The sequence below is a fragment of the Latilactobacillus sp. VITA-14 genome (genome assembly GCF_046580785.1).
Taxonomy (GTDB): domain Bacteria; phylum Bacillota; class Bacilli; order Lactobacillales; family Lactobacillaceae; genus Latilactobacillus; species Latilactobacillus curvatus.
Map to the genome: position 1 here is coordinate 26,228 of NZ_JBJKTM010000007.1, position 17,336 is coordinate 43,563.

At 42.7% G+C, this 17,336-nt stretch carries 18 protein-coding genes; all 18 read right to left on the bottom strand.

The window, feature by feature from the left end; genetic code table 11:
- Positions 1 to 2: 2 nt before the first annotated feature.
- The 18 genes from uvrB to pstC all read right to left on the bottom strand — a co-directional run bounded on the left by uvrB (position 3) and on the right by pstC (position 17,327).
- A complete protein-coding gene (uvrB, locus tag ACF1X7_RS04470; protein WP_004265948.1) occupies positions 3 to 2,006 on the bottom strand; it encodes an excinuclease ABC subunit UvrB in 2,004 nt (667 codons plus the stop codon).
- Positions 2,007 to 2,421: 415 nt separating this feature from the next.
- On the bottom strand, positions 2,422 to 3,054 hold the full coding sequence (locus ACF1X7_RS04475) for a YfbR-like 5'-deoxynucleotidase (protein ID WP_039099205.1): 633 nt from the start codon (positions 3,052 to 3,054) through the stop codon (positions 2,422 to 2,424).
- A gap of 112 nt (positions 3,055 to 3,166) precedes the next feature.
- Positions 3,167 to 4,891 (bottom strand): phospho-sugar mutase, encoded by a 1,725-nt coding sequence (locus ACF1X7_RS04480; RefSeq protein ID WP_004265958.1) that lies wholly within the window; start codon positions 4,889 to 4,891, stop codon positions 3,167 to 3,169.
- 377 nt (positions 4,892 to 5,268) lie between these two features.
- Positions 5,269 to 6,189, bottom strand: coding sequence for a thioredoxin-disulfide reductase (gene trxB, locus ACF1X7_RS04485; RefSeq protein WP_064776963.1), 921 nt, complete (start codon positions 6,187 to 6,189; stop codon positions 5,269 to 5,271).
- 87 nt (positions 6,190 to 6,276) lie between these two features.
- Positions 6,277 to 6,687: a hypothetical protein gene (locus ACF1X7_RS04490; RefSeq protein ID WP_039099209.1), complete on the bottom strand. Its 411-nt coding sequence runs from the start codon at positions 6,685 to 6,687 to the stop codon at positions 6,277 to 6,279.
- Between the two features lie 111 nt (positions 6,688 to 6,798).
- Positions 6,799 to 7,827, bottom strand: a complete 1,029-nt coding sequence (locus ACF1X7_RS04495) for an NAD(P)H-dependent glycerol-3-phosphate dehydrogenase (RefSeq protein WP_411162461.1) — start codon at positions 7,825 to 7,827, stop codon at positions 6,799 to 6,801.
- Between the two features lie 27 nt (positions 7,828 to 7,854).
- Complete coding sequence (lgt, locus tag ACF1X7_RS04500; protein WP_004265937.1) at positions 7,855 to 8,688, bottom strand: prolipoprotein diacylglyceryl transferase; 834 nt, start codon at positions 8,686 to 8,688, stop codon at positions 7,855 to 7,857.
- Positions 8,689 to 9,054: 366 nt separating this feature from the next.
- Positions 9,055 to 9,996, bottom strand: a complete 942-nt coding sequence (hprK, locus tag ACF1X7_RS04505; RefSeq protein ID WP_004265923.1) for an HPr(Ser) kinase/phosphatase — start codon at positions 9,994 to 9,996, stop codon at positions 9,055 to 9,057.
- Between the two features lie 146 nt (positions 9,997 to 10,142).
- Positions 10,143 to 10,496, bottom strand: a complete 354-nt coding sequence (locus tag ACF1X7_RS04510) for a phage holin family protein (RefSeq protein WP_004265953.1) — start codon at positions 10,494 to 10,496, stop codon at positions 10,143 to 10,145.
- Positions 10,496 to 10,795 (bottom strand): hypothetical protein, encoded by a 300-nt coding sequence (locus ACF1X7_RS04515; protein WP_064776962.1) that lies wholly within the window; start codon positions 10,793 to 10,795, stop codon positions 10,496 to 10,498. The genes ACF1X7_RS04510 and ACF1X7_RS04515 overlap by 1 nt, the downstream gene beginning before the upstream one ends.
- On the bottom strand, positions 10,795 to 11,028 hold the full coding sequence (locus ACF1X7_RS04520) for a PspC domain-containing protein (protein ID WP_039099334.1): 234 nt from the start codon (positions 11,026 to 11,028) through the stop codon (positions 10,795 to 10,797). The genes ACF1X7_RS04515 and ACF1X7_RS04520 overlap by 1 nt, the downstream gene beginning before the upstream one ends.
- A gap of 27 nt (positions 11,029 to 11,055) precedes the next feature.
- The gene (gene liaX, locus ACF1X7_RS04525) at positions 11,056 to 12,510 is read right to left on the bottom strand and encodes a daptomycin-sensing surface protein LiaX (RefSeq protein WP_411162462.1); all 1,455 of its coding nucleotides are present in this window, start codon (positions 12,508 to 12,510) and stop codon (positions 11,056 to 11,058) included.
- 170 nt (positions 12,511 to 12,680) lie between these two features.
- The gene (locus tag ACF1X7_RS04530; RefSeq protein ID WP_064776960.1) at positions 12,681 to 13,151 is read right to left on the bottom strand and encodes a nucleoside 2-deoxyribosyltransferase; all 471 of its coding nucleotides are present in this window, start codon (positions 13,149 to 13,151) and stop codon (positions 12,681 to 12,683) included.
- A 74-nt stretch (positions 13,152 to 13,225) separates the two neighbouring features.
- Positions 13,226 to 13,903 carry a phosphate signaling complex protein PhoU gene (gene phoU / locus ACF1X7_RS04535; RefSeq protein ID WP_039099339.1) on the bottom strand — a complete coding sequence of 226 codons (678 nt, stop codon included), beginning with the start codon at positions 13,901 to 13,903 and terminating at the stop codon, positions 13,226 to 13,228.
- Positions 13,904 to 13,921: 18 nt separating this feature from the next.
- Positions 13,922 to 14,680: a phosphate ABC transporter ATP-binding protein PstB gene (gene pstB, locus ACF1X7_RS04540; RefSeq protein WP_004270242.1), complete on the bottom strand. Its 759-nt coding sequence runs from the start codon at positions 14,678 to 14,680 to the stop codon at positions 13,922 to 13,924.
- 20 nt (positions 14,681 to 14,700) lie between these two features.
- Positions 14,701 to 15,510, bottom strand: coding sequence for a phosphate ABC transporter ATP-binding protein PstB (gene pstB / locus ACF1X7_RS04545; protein ID WP_411162463.1), 810 nt, complete (start codon positions 15,508 to 15,510; stop codon positions 14,701 to 14,703).
- Positions 15,511 to 15,519: 9 nt separating this feature from the next.
- Positions 15,520 to 16,404, bottom strand: coding sequence for a phosphate ABC transporter permease PstA (gene pstA, locus ACF1X7_RS04550; RefSeq protein WP_004270246.1), 885 nt, complete (start codon positions 16,402 to 16,404; stop codon positions 15,520 to 15,522).
- Positions 16,404 to 17,327, bottom strand: a complete 924-nt coding sequence (gene pstC, locus ACF1X7_RS04555; protein ID WP_004270247.1) for a phosphate ABC transporter permease subunit PstC — start codon at positions 17,325 to 17,327, stop codon at positions 16,404 to 16,406. Before pstC ends, pstA begins: the two co-directional genes overlap by 1 nt.
- Positions 17,328 to 17,336 lie beyond the last annotated feature (9 nt).

Genomic DNA, 17,336 nt, shown 5'->3' on the forward strand with positions numbered 1-17,336 from the left:
TTTTAATCAATTTCACTCTTAATCTCTAAGATGGTATCCCGTAACGTAGCTGCCTGTTCGAAGTCCAGTTTCTTGGCCGCATTCCGCATTTGTTCAGATAACCGTTCTACCATTTCTAGTTTTTCAGCTTTCGACATACTATCGAAATCAATCTCGTTGGTCATCTTGACTTCTTCAGGGTGTTCGACTGATTGAACAACCGAAATCGCATCCCGAACTGGTTTGATAATCGTCTTCGGCGTCATGTGATGTGCTTCGTTGTAGGCTTCTTGAATCGAACGCCGCCGCTTGGTTTCATCCATTGCATTGCGCATCGAATCGGTAATCTTATCGGCATACAAAAGGACTTGCCCGTTTTGATTTCGAGAAGCACGGCCGATTGTTTGAATCAATGAGCGCTCGCTCCGCAAGAAACCTTCTTTATCGGCATCCAAAATCGCCACTAACGAGACTTCAGGGACGTCAATCCCTTCCCGCAACAAGTTAATCCCAATTAAGACGTCAAACTTACCAAGCCGTAAATCACGGATAATTTCCGTTCGTTCCAAAGTCTTGATATCACTATGCAAGTAACGGACTTTAATCCCCAGTTCTTTGAGATAGTCAGTTAAATCTTCCGCCATCTTCTTGGTTAACGTTGTAATAAAGACGCGTTCGTTCTTTTCAATCCGATCATTAATTTCGCCGACCAAATCATCAATCTGGCCCATAATCGGCCGGACCTCAATATTCGGATCTAACAAGCCAGTTGGTCGAATAATCTGATCGACCTGAATATCGGTTTGTTCAGCTTCATAAGGGCCTGGAGTCGCAGAAACGTACATGATTTCATTGACGTGTTCTTCGAATTCAGGTAGCGTCAAAGGCCGATTATCAAGCGCACTTGGTAATCGGAACCCATAATCGATTAACATTTGCTTCCGGGCACGATCCCCGTTATACATCCCGCGAATTTGCGGCATCGTTACATGGGATTCATCAATCATCATGATTGAATCTTTCGGGAAGAAATCGAGCAACGTATAAGGTGGTTCCCCCGCCGCACGATCCTCCATGTGCCGTGAATAGTTTTCGATCCCCGAGCAATAGCCCATTTCTTGCATCATCTCAAGATCGTAATTCGTTCGTTGTTCCAAACGTTGGGCTTCCAACAACTTGCCGTCCGCCTTCAATTCCGTTAGTCGGCCTTCTAATTCAGCCTTGATACTCTTAATGGCTTTTTCCATCTTTTCTTCACTAGTCATGAAATGCGTTGCTGGGAAAATCGCAACATGTTCGCGTTCACCAATGACTTCACCGGTTAGCGCGTCAACTTCAACGATTCGATCAATCTCATCGCCGAAGAATTCAACCCGCAACGCATGATCATCACGTGAAGCCGGGAAAATCTCGACCACGTCACCACGGACGCGGAAACGGCCCCGTTGGAAATCAATGTCGTTCCGTTCAAATTGAATATCCACCAATTGACGCAATAAGTCATTGCGCTCAATCTCCATCCCTGGCCGTAACGAAAGGACGTGATCTTGATATTCATTCGGATCACCTAAGCCGAAAATACATGAAACCGACGCAACCACAATCACATCGTTGCGTTCCAACAGCGCACTGGTTGCTGAATGCCGTAGTTTGTCGATTTCGTCGTTAATACTCGAATCTTTTTCGATGTAGGTATCACTTGAAGGCACATAAGCTTCTGGTTGGTAATAATCGTAGTAACTGACAAAATATTCTACCGCGTTATTCGGGAAAAATTGCTTAAACTCGGCATAGAGCTGGCCTGCCAAAGTCTTATTATGCGAAATGATCAATGTTGGTTTGTTTAAATTCTTGATGACGTTCGACATCGTAAAGGTCTTCCCGGTCCCAGTCGCCCCCATCAAGACTTGTGCTTTTGCACCCGCCTCGAAGTTCTTAGTTAACGTTTCAATTGCCGCTGGTTGGTCCCCAGCTGGTTCATAGGGCGCCACTAAATCAAATTGGTTATCATTCTGTCGTTCAATCATCAAAAGCCTCCATTACCATTTGCTAGCGATAAAAGAAGACGCCGGGTAGAAGTTGCCCTCCACCATAACGTCTACTTACCGATTTTATAAAGAATAATATTCCTTGTCCTTTAAGTCATTCACTATTCTACCACACCGAACATACTTTCGCCAGAGTGCTGATTAAAGAGTGCGTCATTAAGCGGTTATCCTTTGAGGATTAGCCTAACCAGACGGATTAGCGACGCAGTCGATGATGCGCTGGTGTAGCTAACCGGAAAAGGATGCTTAATGAAAGCACGTTTTAACTAAAGTGTGGGAACGTGCTGTTGTCAGTAGATTCCTGCGCTTTGCTACACTTGTCAAATCGCCGCTTATAGCGTCAATTCGCCAAGTTAGGCAAATGCTCTGAATCTGAGCGACTGACAACGGCACTCTATTCCGCTAGCGTCTGTCTCACTAATTGGGTTAGCTTCCCTCGATCTGCGAAGTCTTCACTCAGTAAATCTGGCAAGATTTCTTGGATGAAATAACGGGCGCATGCGAGATTTTGGTATTGCATAATCGTTTTTAAACTTTCCGCAAAAATTTCTAGAAAAGCATTCTCAGGATTACCTTTTTCAATTTCACCAAAAGACTCGTAGAGTAAATCAATCTTATCGGCAACGGCTAATAATTGCCCTTCCAAAGTTTCATCTTTTCCTTCACTCAAACGACGTTGATACCGTTCTTGTAAGAAATCTGGAATTTCATTTTTAATGAAGTTAGCGGTTAATGAACTTTCGACATTGGCCAACATCATCCGCAATTCATGCGTTGCGTATTTGACCGGCGTCTTAATATCGCCGATAAACCGTTCCGTATAATCGTGGTTCAGTGCGCGTTCGTACAGCACTTGCCAATTAATCGTTTGCCCATTTTCTTCTTCAATATCGCCTAATAATTGCGCAATTTCTGCTACTTTAAAGGAGTGCGCTGCAACGGAATGTTCTTGATATTTAAACAATCCTGGTGCGCGATTTAGTGTCTCCAAATTATTCAAACCTTGCAAATATTGATGCATACCCATACCAAACTACCTCCCTTTTCTTACAAAAATAGACCGACTAACGCAGTAGTCCGTCTATTTGCTGTTCTTTATTATAGGTAAGTTATCCTGAAATGTAAAACAGAAGCCCTATCTATTTTACAAGTTCATGAATTGCTTTTTCGAAGTTTGCTAACTTCAAATCAGCTGTTGCGGCATCATCAGCGGATGTCCCCACATAGAATTTCACTTTTGGTTCAGTCCCACTTGGGCGAATCGCAATCCAAGTGCCATCTTCTAAGTGATATTTCAGAACATTAGATGTTGGTAAATTGATGGGTTCAGTATGACCGTCCGCAAAAGTTTCTGTTTGTGTTTGGAAGTCTTCTGCTGAAGCGACTTTGATGCCGGCAAATTCAACTGGGCTTTCTTCACGACATTTAACCATCAAGTCAGCCATTTGTTGTGGGCCATTGACCCCTTCGAAATCAACTGCAGTCGTTTGTTCAGCGAAGTAGCCGTATTCCGCATATAATTCTTGAATGCCATCATACAAAGTCTTACCGTTTGACTTGTAATAAGCTGCAACTTCCGCTAATAAGACCAATGTTTGAATCGCATCTTTATCGCGAACGAATGGTTTCACTAAGTAGCCATAGCTTTCTTCGAAACCAAACATGAAGGTGTTTTCGTCTGTGTCTTCAAAGTGTTGAATTTGTTCAGCGATAAATTTGAAGCCGGTTAAGACATCAATCATCTTCACATTGTAGCTCGCTGCAATCTTCGTTGCCAATTCTGTTGACACGATTGACTTAACAGCCGCTGCATTGGCTGGTAATGTGCCAGCATCTTTACTAGCTTGTAAAATATAACGTAATAAAACAGAAGCGATTTGGTTCCCAGTCATCAATTGGTAACTCCCGTCTGGTTGACGCACAGCGGCGCCCAAACGGTCAGCATCTGGATCAGTCGCAATCAACAAGTCAGCTTGTTGTGCTTTCCCGAGCTCAATCGCCATATCGAATGTTTGTGGGAATTCTGGATTAGGGAATGGTGTCGTTGCAAATTCTGGATCAGCAACTGCTTGTTCAGCGACCATTGTAAATTGTTCAAAGCCTGCTTGACGCAATGCGCGTTCACCAAGTACTTTCCCGGTCCCATGAAGTGGGGTGTAAATCAATGACATGGTCTTGCCGACTGTGTCGACCAATTCTTGATTAATCGTGACTTGCTTAACTTCAGCTAAGTAAGCTTGATCCACATTTTCGCCAATCAAAGTCATTAAGCCGGCTTCGCGCAATGTGCTTTCATCAGCCACTTCAATCGCAAATAAATCGGTTACTTTGCGAATATAACTTGTGATTAAATCGGATTCCTTAGGTGGCATTTGCGCGCCGTCTTCGCCATAAATCTTGTAACCATTGTATTGTTTAGGATTATGACTTGCTGTAATCATGATACCGGCATAGGTATGTAAGTGCCGTACGGTAAATGATAATTCAGGTGTTGGGCGTAAGGCATCAAAAACAAACGTTGGGATTTGATGTTGACCTAAGACCCGCGCTGCTTCGTGCGCAAATGTTTCAGATTGATAACGTGAATCAAAACTGATAGCCACACCGCGTTTTTTAGTCGCTTCTGGTAATGTTTCCATGAATTGAGCGAGGCCTTCTGTGGCTTGACGCACCGTATAAATGTTCATGCAGTTGATCCCAGGGCCTAAAATACCGCGCATCCCAGCTGTCCCAAATTCCATTGGAACGCTAAATGCTTTTTCTAATGCATCATGGTCGTTTGCCATTTCGTTAAGTGCTTTTTTTAAAGGTAAATCCATTTCTGTTTGATTATTCCAAATTGCATAATTATCTTGCCAGCTCATTGTGTAACCCCCGCATTTTAGTCTAAAAGCTAGTTCTAAGTATACCATAATCAACCGCTTTCCTAAAGCATCGGTTGTACGGTAATGCGCACCAAGCTAATTGTCTGGGTCGATTATTTAATAATGCTTGTCCTTCTAAAAATTAAAATTTTTCCCAAAATAAAAAACGGCCGACTAAAATTTAGTCGACCGCTAGAAATGTGCGTCATAAGCCACATTTTTAGGTTAATCCTCAAAAATAAAATCGTTTCGAACGCACTCTAATCGTGCTTCCTCGAACTGTCTTTTCTGGTTAACCCTGAATGTCAAACGATTGCTACCGCAATCCTTCGCCATTCTGTGTTAATCCTCGGAAGCTAACCGGCTGCCGTCTCACTCTAGATACTTTGTAAGTATTTAAATACTTCTTGGCCTGCTATGCCGCCGTCGCCAACTGCTGTTGTAATTTGACGAAGATCTTTTTCACGAACGTCACCAATTGCGTAGATACCTGGAACACTGGTTGCCATGTGGTCATCCGTTTTAATCCAACCGGCATCCGTTAGAATCCCTAGATCACCAAAGGCACTAGTCATTGGTTCAATCCCTACATAGATGAAGACTCCACTTGCAGCAACTTCTTTGGTTTCACCAGTTGCCTTATCAATGTAAGTGACACCGGTTACCTTCTTGTCGTCACCTTCAATAGTTGTCACTTGTGCATTCCAGATGAAGTCCATCTTGTCGTTAGCAAATGCACGATCTTGTAAAATCTTTTGAGCGCGTAGTTCATCACGACGATGAATGACTGTCACCTTGCTGGCTAATTGCGTCAAGTAGAGGCCTTCTTCAATCGCTGAATCGCCCCCACCAATGACCACGACTTCTTTATTCTTAAAGAAGGCACCATCACAGACCGCACAGTATGAGACACCACGACCGCCGAATTCATCTTCACCGGGGATCCCAATCTTCTTGTGTTCTGAACCCGTTGCAATGATGATTGAACGCGCTTCGAAATCGCCTTCGTCAGTGTGCACAATCTTCATCTCGCCTTGCAGTTCAATCGAGTTGACCGTACCATAGCCGTATTCAGCACCAAATTGAGTGGCGCTGGCATACATCTTTTCGCCTAGTTCAGGACCAAGGATTGATTTAAAGCCGGGATAGTTTTCGACCTCTGCTGTATTATTCATTTGGCCCCCGTAAATTCCGCGGTCCAACATCAATACAGATAAATTCGCACGTGAGGCGTATAAAGCAGCGGTCATCCCACCAGGTCCTGCGCCAATCACAATTACATCATAACTTTTAGCCATGTCTATTATCCCCTTACTTTTAAAAAGTGCTCGTTCTTCATAGAATGTATCTTACCCGTTATGTAAAAAAAAGTCTACCAAACTGTTTTACCAGTTTGATGGACTTGTTGGTTTCAATTCTTGTAATAATTCAGTGGCTTCGGCATCGAAATCCGAATCGTCACTCTGTAAATAAGCAGTCGCTAATTCATAGCTAGCCTGCGTCTGATTTAAAAAGGCATACGCCGTTGCTAAAAAATATTGTAACTCAGGATGACTCTGATAGTTGGCGGTTGGAATTTCTTCCAGAACGGTCGCCGCACCATGATAGTCGCCAACCGATTCCAAACAAATCGCTAATTGGCACACCACAAAGATGTAATCATCTTTGGTCTTAGCCAGCGACTTTGCCCGTTGTAAACACGTTAATGCGCGCGTGTACTGAAATCGTTCAAACGCCTGCATCCCTCTGTCAAAATAAAACTCACAAGTTGGTCTTACAGATACCAAATCGCCCATAAAGTAATCGGTTCTCCTTTAGCCTTTTTCTCAACGCTAATCATCATAACACACTCTGATGATGGGTGCGATACCCATTCAAAATAATGCCGCTTTATTCGTTAAAAAGTTTTAGACTTCATCAAAATCGATTTCAGGTTTACCTGAACGCCGCATTAAATACGCAATTTCAGTCTTAATATCACAATCTTCATACAATACATTATAGATGGCCCGTATGATTGGCATATCAACAGAACGTTGTTGAGCCAATTCATAGGCTGCTTTACATGTTGCGACCCCTTCGACGACCATCCCCATATTGGCTAGCACATCAGCTAATTTTTGACCTTTACCAAGTGCATTTCCCGCACGCCAGTTTCTTGAGTGAACACTGGTCCCAGTCACGATTAAATCCCCAACACCGGATAATCCGATAAAGGTTAATGGGTTAGCCCCCATAGCAACGCCTAAGCGGGAAATTTCAGCTAAGCCACGCGTCATCAAGGCGGCCTTCGTATTATCTCCATAACCAAGCCCGTTTAAAGCGCCCGCGCCAAGTGCAATGACGTTTTTCAAAGCAGCTCCCATCTCAACACCAACCACATCAGGGTTGGTATATAAGCGGAAATAATCATTCATGAAAATCTCTTGGATCCATTGGGCTTGAATCAAGTCACTTGATGCGGCAGTTAAGGTAGTAATATCTTTTTGTGCGACATCTTCAGCATGACTAGGACCCGATAAAACAACAATCCCATTGCGGTTGGTTTCTGGAATGGCTTCTGTCAAGACTTCTGAAATCCGTTTGTGCGTGCCTTGTTCAAGCCCTTTTGAAGCCGTCACAATCACGGGTTTCACTTTTTTCGCAATCATCATAGGAACAATCTGTTCCGCCACCGCACGAATCGCTTGTGTTGGAATGACAAACAAGACAACGTCAACTTGGTCAAGTGCAACGTTAAGATCAATCGTTGCGTGTAACTGGGGATCAATTTTAAAATCTGGTAAATAATGTGTATTGGTATGCTGTTCATTTATTTCAGCGACTTTTTTAGGATCATTGCCCCACAACTCAACTTGGTGGCCATTTTCCACTAATAAGTTTGCTAAGATGGTCCCCCATGAACCGGCCCCTAAAACTGCAATTTTTACTGTCATCTGATAATTCTCCTTTTAAACAAATCCCTATTTCTGTTCTTTTGCTTGATTGCCGGTTAAATAATCCGGTAACTGACTGTGCTTACGCCGCCAAATCCAAAGACCAATTGCACCAAAGAATAAGACGAGTGAGACAATCTGCGATACCCGCAATGGACCGATGAATAAACTATCAGTCCGCATGCCTTCAATGAAGAACCGGCCAAACGAATACCAAATTAAATAGCTAAATAAGATTTCGCCTTGTTTAAACCAACCAGTTCGATGGCGAATGCTCATGATGATAATAAACCCTAATACATTCCATGCTGATTCATATAAGAATGTCGGCTGACGATACGCACCATCAATTAACATCTGTTGGATCACCCAATCAGGTAAGTGTAACGATTGGAGAAAGTGTAATGTTGTTGGCGCCCCATAGGCTTCTTGGTTCATAAAGTTGCCCCAACGTCCGATTGCTTGTGCGATCATCACGGTTGGTGCCGCAATATCCAACACTAACCAAGGCGATAGTGCATGACGCCGACAATAGATAATGAACACAATGGCAGCTGCAATCAGTCCACCGTAAATCGCGATCCCGCCGTGCCAAATCTGAATAATTTCGCCGGGATTGGCTTGGTAATACGACCATTCAAAAACGACGTAATACAGTCGGGCCCCAATTAAGGCAAATGGTAATGCCCATAAAATTAAATTTAAAATATCATCTTCACTGACATTGCGCCGTTTAGCTTCCTGTAATGCCAATCCAACGGCTAAAACGACCCCAGTTGCGATAATCACACCATACCAGTGGATCTCCAATGCGCCCAATCGTAATGCAATCGGATTTAATGCGCCTAATAGTAGATTCAAATTATTCGCTCCTTTTGTAAATGTGCTTTCATCAAAACGTACTTTTCAAGCTAACTTTCTGCGCTTAGCGTCGTGAAGCAAACAATCGACTGCGTCGCTTATCGCTTCACTGTGCTAATGCGCAAAAGTTGGACAAGCTTGAATGCACTCTTATCCGAAACGTGCTCCGTAAGCCATATCCTTCCGGTTACCCCTGAATGTCAAACGATTACTGACGCAATCCTTCGCCATTCTGTGTTAAACCTCAGGATATACCCGGCTTACTGCGCACTCTAAAAAAGACTAGTTTGCATACTGTCTTTCTAACAGTATAGCTCAAACTAGTCATTAGACCTACCATATTTAACGAACTTTTCTGACTTTTAACTATTCTTCTTCATCTGAATTGGCTTCAATTAACTTGCCTAGATTGGCTTCGAAGGTCTTCGTTGCATCATAGCCCATTGATTTAGCCCGGAAGTTCATTGCCGCCACTTCAATAATGATGGCCAAGTTCCGCCCGACTTTAACGGGCACGGTAATCTTCGGTACAGGGACGTCGAAAATCATTTGTTCTTCGGTATCTGAACCTAAGCGATCGTATTTCTTATCCTGTGACCAATTTTGCAAGTGGACAATTAACGAAATTGACGTTTCAGCCCGCACCGCACCAGCGCCAAAGAGGTTCATCACATCAATAATCCCGATGCCCCGAATTTCAAGCAAGTGACGCAAAATTGCAGGTGCTTCACCGACCACGGTTTGTTCATCTTGTTGATAAACGTCGACCCGATCATCAGCAATCAACCGATGACCCCGTTTGACTAATTCCAATGCTGTTTCGCTCTTCCCAACACCTGAATCGCCAGTAATTAAAACACCTAAACCGTAAATATCGACTAACACACCATGCATTGAGCGCCGTTCAGCTAGCTTCCCTTCCAAATAATCGGTTACTAAACTCGACAAACGCGTTGTCGATAAATTCGACCCCAACACGGGAATCCCCGCTTCTTCAGCTGCTTTAAGCATTTCCATTGGTGGTTCTAATTGGCGCGAGACCAAGAAACAGGGCGTATCTTCAGAAGCCATCCGACGCATAATCATTAACCGTTCTTCTGGTGTCATATTTTGCGTAAATGAAACTTCCGTCCGTCCAAATAATTGCACCCGCTCGTAAGGGTAGTAATTAAAGTAGCCCGTTAATTCGAGTCCTGGACGGGAAATATCACTCACCGTCACTGCTTTATTTTTTAAATGTGCTTCACCGGCATAAACTTGTAATTTTAAATCGGTGACTAGTTTTTGAATTGAAACACTATCAGCCATGAGTTACCCGTCCTTCATTTTCACTTATATCCTCTATCATATTGCTTTTAAGGTGATTTTTCAACTTTAATGTAGGCGTTTTCTTATCTAAACAAAAAAAAACGGGACCAATATCAATCTTAATTGACGTCAGGCCCGCTAACTTTTTAATAACGCTCTCTCACAAATTGATTTGTAATAATCGTATTGGCAATTGATAAAATGATAGCCACGATCACGGCTGCTCCAAAACTTGTAAAGCTAAAGTGGGCGCCGACGAAAACAGCGGTCAATTCTAACATAATCCCGTTAATCACGACACTAAACAAACCGAATGTTAAAAACGTAATTGGAAATGAGAGTAAGCTCAACAATGGTTTAATAAAGATGTTTAAAATCGATAACACAATGCTGGCGACTAACGCAATCCAAATGTTTTCAACATAGAATAAATTGGGCAATAAGCCAGAAATCGCAATGAATAACAAAGTATCAACAATTACGCGTGTCCAATACCGCATTAGAAATCACTCCAGTCATCATCGTCTACTTTGACATCACGGGCTTCCTTTCGTTGACGGCTACCTTGATGTGCTGTTTCTTGATAAGAATAGCCTTGGTAGTCATGGCGCCAGTCCGCATGCCGTGGACGTCTACTTGGGCCAGCAATTGCCCGGTAGATGAAGCTGACAATTAACCCAATCACAATCAGTGGTAGCGCAAATTTTAATAATAACAGTAGCGAGCCAATCACGAGACTAAACACGCCAACTGCCGCCATAATGGCGATAATGACTAATAAAATCATTAAAAAAGGCATTAAAACTCACTCCATTCACTTTCAGAATCATGTTTACTCTGACGTGGCCGTTCTGGAATCACCATCGCTAAGATGATGTAGACCACAATCCCAGGGAACGCTGCTGAAAACATTGAGAATACAACATATAGAATTCGAACTAATGTCGCATCAATATTAAAATACTCAGCAATCCCGCCCATTACACCAGAAATCATTTTGTTATCTCTTGATTTATAAAGTCTTTTCCCCATTGTTAAAACCCACCATTCCTTAATTTTTTAGTTATCGTTGTCTTTCAATAAAATATTACCAGTTGTCGTGCTTAATGTTAAACGAGTTGCCTGTTCATTGTCGTTACGGCCAAGTTGTAACATTTGATTCCCCGTACTTTGCCGTTGTTCGATGGTTTGGGTGTTTGCAAGCCGATTTTTAATCATCCCAAAACGCGTGCGGGCATCAACAGTCATTGCCAAAGTTTGTGGTAAAGCTGTCTTGATTGTGCCATTCACAGATTTTGCTTTTAGATGTTGTAAATCAGTTGTCGTCAAAGTGTTCTTGATATCCCCGTTGACCGTTGAAACACTCGCATTTAAAACTTGCGCTTGAATCAATAGGTTACCGTTGACGGTTGTTGCGAGTAAATCATCGTAACGGCCTTGATCAAAGGTAATGCCACCGTTGACGTTTTCAGCTTCCACCATTGCAGCGTTGGTGCTGATTAACGTTAATTCACCGTTAGTCGTCTTCAAGTAAATATCCCGGCCGGTAAAGCCATCTAATTCAACATCCCCGTTCAATAACTTCACATTCGTTTGTAAGTAGTTATTGGCTGGTAAGTAGAACGTTAAGTCCGCTTGAATCCGTTTATTCGGCACTTGGAAGACCAAGTCGGCATCAGTCACATCAATTGTACTGCGCGCTTCAAAAGCAGCCAATGGTGTTGCTTCTGCCATTTTACCATATAACTTCACTTGCGCTGCGACTTTGACTTCTGGACGATCCCAGATTTGGAAATGTACACTACCGTTAGCCACTTTGACGTTAATCATTTCTGGTGTTACGTCAGAATAAACGAATTCATGGCTGAACTTTTCAGTTGCCAAACCAGGCACCTTAAAGTTTACTTCTTTCCAATCCACATTATCCATGACTGTTTTGGCAGTATTCTTCACGAACTTACCAAAGTGTGTGCTAGCTTCGCCTAACTTATCGCTCAATTCATCAAATGTTTCACTGGCATTTTCTTTCCAGTCATCTGATAAGCCTAATTTTTCTGACCATTGATTTTTGGTCATTTGGCGGCGTTCTTTTTCGATTTGGTTGAGTTCATCCGTCAGTGCTTCGCGTTTGGCTTCCAACTCGTCGATTTCAGCTTGCTTTTGTAATAAGCCAGCCTTGAGTGTTTGCCGTTCGGTTGCTTTTTCACTGCTTAAACTATCTAAATCTTCCATCGTATCAAGGACAGTGACTTGTTCTTGATCAGCGTGCATTGCTTGCTTCAAATCTTGCAACTGCCGGTTAACGCCGGAAAGGTTAACGGTTAATTCGTGTGCCTTTTCTTCAATTGCGCTTTTATCAGCGGTTGGTTGTTCAGTTTGCTCCGTTGCTGTTTCAGTTGGATTTGATTTTACATCTTGGTCATTTTTGGCTAAATTTTCTAATAAGACTAATGCTTCTTCTGAAGTTAAAATACCTTGGTTCACTAAGTCTAAAATTCGTTGACGTTCATTCATTGTTTTGACCTCCATTGATCATTCGTTGTACTGTTTCACTTGACTATGATTCTATTATGCCGATTTTACAGTCGATTGTCATAGGTCCAAAGGTTGATTTTTATTTAGGTATCAAGAGTGAGAACAAAAAAAGTGCAGGACAAAATTATTTTTGTCCTGCGCTTTTTTGCTTAAACGATTTGTCCTATGTAAGGTTCGCCGGCGACAAATTGGAAATCAAAGGTTGCTAATTCATCCACACTGGTTAGACATTGGGTAATCCCTTTAGCCAACATTAGGTTGATGGGATTGGCTTGTAAATCATCTTCACAAACAAAGATGATTGGTTTATGACAGGCATTCAAGTAGCCGGCTTCAAACGCCGTTCCCGTATCTTCGTCTTGCATATCCCATAACACAACTGCCATGTCTGCTAAATCCATTGCTGTGATGTCGTTTTGATACGTTTGGTTGGCCCATTCGTAACCCCCGAACATGCCTTCTGGATCATGATCTTCTGTCACACCCTTGTATTGATGCTCCTGTGGACTATGAATATAACCAATCGTTGGGTTTTGTTTTAAAGCCGCGTGTGCGCGTTCCACTAATGAGGCCTGTTTAGGTGTAAACCAACCGCCAGCTAAGTATATTTGTTTTTGCATTATGATTCTCCCACTAAAAAAGCGACGAGCAAGTCGACCTTGTCATCGCTTTTTAAAATTTTTAATTGAATTGTTTAGAATTCATCTTCTTGTGCATTGGAGTTTAATTCCACTACCTTACCGGTTCTGAGGTAGACAATCCATTCACAGATGTTTGTCACGTAATCGCCAATCCGTTCGAGGTAGCTTGCAACTAACATGTAGTCCATGCTCCCAACGACGGTTTCTGAATCACGTTGCATTTCTTTGATACAGTCGTCATAAATATTGTCTGAATAAGCATTGATTGCAACATCTTCATCGGCAATTTTGATGGCCTTCTTACGATCTTCTTTGACGTAAGCGTCCAATACCTCTTCAACCATTTGTTTAACTTTGTCTGCCATATCCGCAATATCTTTTTCGATATCAGGGACACGGGTATTACCCTTGACCCGAATCGTTGATTTCGCGATTGAAACGGCGTGGTCACCCATCCGTTCTAAATCTGAACTAGCCTTCATGATTGTGACAATCACGCGAAGGTCAGTTGAGACCGGTTGTTGAAGTGCGATTAACTCAAAACTCTTACGTTCCAAATCCGTTTCCCGTTCATTAATCTTATGATCGTCAGCAATCACCTCGCGTGCGAGTTGCTTATCGTGATTAATGAAGGCTTTAACAGATTTATAGATGGCTTCGTTGACCATCATCCCCATTTCGGAGAAGCGAACGTGTAAATCATTTAACTCATCTTCAAAAAGTCGTCTCATTATGGTTTCCCTTCTTTCTTAGCCAAAACGGCCACTGATGTAATCTTCCGTTTCTTTTTCGGTTGGGTTTAAGAAAATCTTCTTCGTTGGTGCGTATTCAATCAATTCACCTTGTAAAAAGAATGCTGTCTTATCCGAAATACGAGAAGCCTGATGCATATTATGCGTCACCATTATAATGGTATACTGTTGGCGCAATTCTAGCAACATATTTTCAATTTTAGCACTCGAAATAGGGTCTAGCGCAGAAGTCGGTTCATCCATTAAGATCACTTTCGGTTTCACAGCTAACACCCGAGCGATACAAACCCGCTGTTGTTGACCACCAGAAAGTGATAAAGCACTTTCGTGTAACTTATCTTTGACGTCGTCCCAAACGGCCGCTTGTTTCAAACTACTTTCAACGGCTTCATCTAAGACGCGATGATCTTTAACACCGGATAAACGTAAGCCGTAAACAACATTGTCATAGATTGAAAATGGAAATGGGTTCGGTTGTTGGAACACCATGCCAACTTCTTTCCGTAACTTAACGGTATCCATCTCAGGCGCATAAATATCTTGGCCATTCAATAAGAATTTACCGGTCACCTTCGCCGAGTCGATTAAATCATTCATTCGATTCAAGCAGCGCAAGTAGGTTGATTTTCCACAACCAGATGGCCCGATGAGCGCCGTAATTTCATTTTCAACAAAATCCATATTAATCCCTTTTAAGGCCTCATTCTTACCATAGAATAGATGCACATCTGAGGATTCAATAATCTTATTTGCCACGGGGCAAACCTCCTTGCGTCCTAGCCAAAGTGACCAGAAACATAATCTTCGGCCGCTTTAATCTTCGGCCGGGTAAACATTTTACGTGTTTCGTCGAATTCAAGTGCGTGCCCTGAATGGAAAAAGGCCGTGTAATCACTGATTCGTGCTGCTTGTTGCATGTTATGCGTCACAATGATGACTGTAAATTCTTCTTTTAAGCGAATCAATGTTTCTTCAACCGTGTTCGTTGAAATTGGATCAAGGGCTGAAGCCGGTTCGTCCAATAATAAAATATCGGGTTTCATCGCAATTGCCCGGGCAATACATAACCGTTGTTGTTGCCCACCAGATAGTGCCAATGCGCTCTTTCCTAATGAATCTTTGACTTGATCCCACAAAGCAGCTTGTTTTAGTGACGTTTCAACCACTTCATCCAGATACTTTTTGTCTTTTTGTCCATGTTGTTTCAAGGCAAAAGTGATGTTGTCATAGATTGATTTGGCAAATGGATTAGGCCGTTGGAACACCATGCCGATATGTTCCCGCATCTTATACACATCAACGTCATCGCTATTGATGTTCAAGCCCCGGTACATAATCTTACCGGTCACACGTGTATTAGCAATATTGTCATTCATCCGGTTTAAACTCCGAAGATAGGTTGACTTTCCTGAACCAGAAGCGCCGATTAACGCGGTAATTCGATAACGTTCAAATTGCAATGATGCATCGTGCATCGCGCGTTTGTCGCCGTAATAGACGTTTAAATCTTCAGTTGATAAGGCAATTTCATGTTTTGGTTCATCTAAATGTTTGATGTGCGTTTTTGTTAAATCGTAATCTGCCATTATTTTCTCCTATGCTGCTGTCATTTTACGGTAGACACGCTTGCCGATGACCCGTGCTAACCAGTTAAATAGTAAAACGGCGATGATTAAGACGGCAGATGCGCCAGCAGAAACCGCAGTCGCATCCGGCATAATCCCTTCCGAGTTAATCTTCCAAATGTGCACCGCTAATGTTTCCGCAGGTCGCAATGGATTCAACGGACTCGCGATGTACATTGGGTTCCAGTTGGTAAAATCAAGTGATGGGGCACTTTGTCCAGCTGTATAAATCAAGGCAGCCGCTTCACCAAAGACCCGGCCAGCGCCTAAAATCATCCCGGTAATAATGTTGGGTAACGCTTCTGGAATCACGACATGCTTAACCGTTTCATAACGCGATAAACCAAGTGCAAGACCTGCTTCACGTTGTGTGAAGTGAATTGATTTTAAAGCATCTTCCACATTCCGCGTTAACAACGGTAAATTGAAAACGGTCAAGGCTAAAGCACCCGCTAAGATTGAAAAGCCTAGCTTAAACTGGATAACAAAGACCAAGAAACCGAATAATCCGACCACGACGGATGGTAAGGAACTTAACACTTCAATCGCGGTCCGAACAACATTCGTCACCCAGTTCTTCGGCGCATATTCTGCGAGATAGATGCCGGCACCAATTGATAACGGTACTGAAATCACCATCGCCAAAATTAATAGATAGAATGAATTAAACAGTTGGACGCCAATCCCGCCACCTTTAGTAAAGGTTTGCGCAGGTTTCGTTAAAAACTGCCACGTCACGTGTGGTAATCCGCGCACCAAGATATAGCCGAGCAAACTTGCTAATAATAATACGATCAAACCAGCGATGAGGGTTAGCACACCGGTGGCAACTTTATCCCATTTTTTTGCATCCATTAGCGACCCATTGCTCCCTTCCGACCAATTAAACGAACTAATAAGTTAAATAGTAGTGACATCAATAATAAGAGTAACGCCAATGACCAAAGCGCATTATTGGCTAATGAACCCATGACCGTATTCCCAATGCCCATCGTTAACACACTCGTTAACGTTGAGGCTGGGGTAATTAAGTTATGTGGTAATAACGCAGCGTTCCCGATGACCATTTGGACGGCCAATGCTTCACCAAACGCCCGGGCCATCCCGAAAACAACCCCGGTTAAAATCCCTGGTGTGGCTGCTTTTAAAACGACTTTCCATGTTGTTTGCCAACGCGTTGCACCTAAAGCGAGTGAGGCTTCGCGATAATGCCGTGGCACACTCTTGAGTGCATCGACTGTCATCGATGTCACAGTTGGTAGAATCATGACGAACAAAACACAAGTCCCGGCAAGAATCCCAAAGCCACTGCCACCAAACAAATGACGGACAGCTGGTACAATCACGGATAATCCGATAAACCCGTAAACAACTGATGGAATCCCAACGAGCAATTCCATCACTGGTTGCAATAATTTTTCACCCCGCTTAGGTGAGATTTCAGTCATAAAAATCCCAGCGCCAATTGCAAACGGTGTTGCTAATAAAGCCGCTAAGAAAGTCACTCCAAATGACCCCATAATCATTGGTAAGGCGCCCACTTCTGGTCGACCATGACTATCTTTCAAACTTGGATTCCAATTAGACTGCGTTAAAAAGCGGCCTAGATTGATTTTATCTTTAAAGAAGGTCGCTAACCCTTTTGAAGCGACGAAGTAGAAAATGGCGAGCACGATGAACACGATTAAACTAATACAGAATAAACTGATTAATTTGCCCCGTGTTTCACTTTTGGCTGCGCGTGATTTCTTAAGTAAACTTGCTTTAATTGGATCCATAATTGGCCC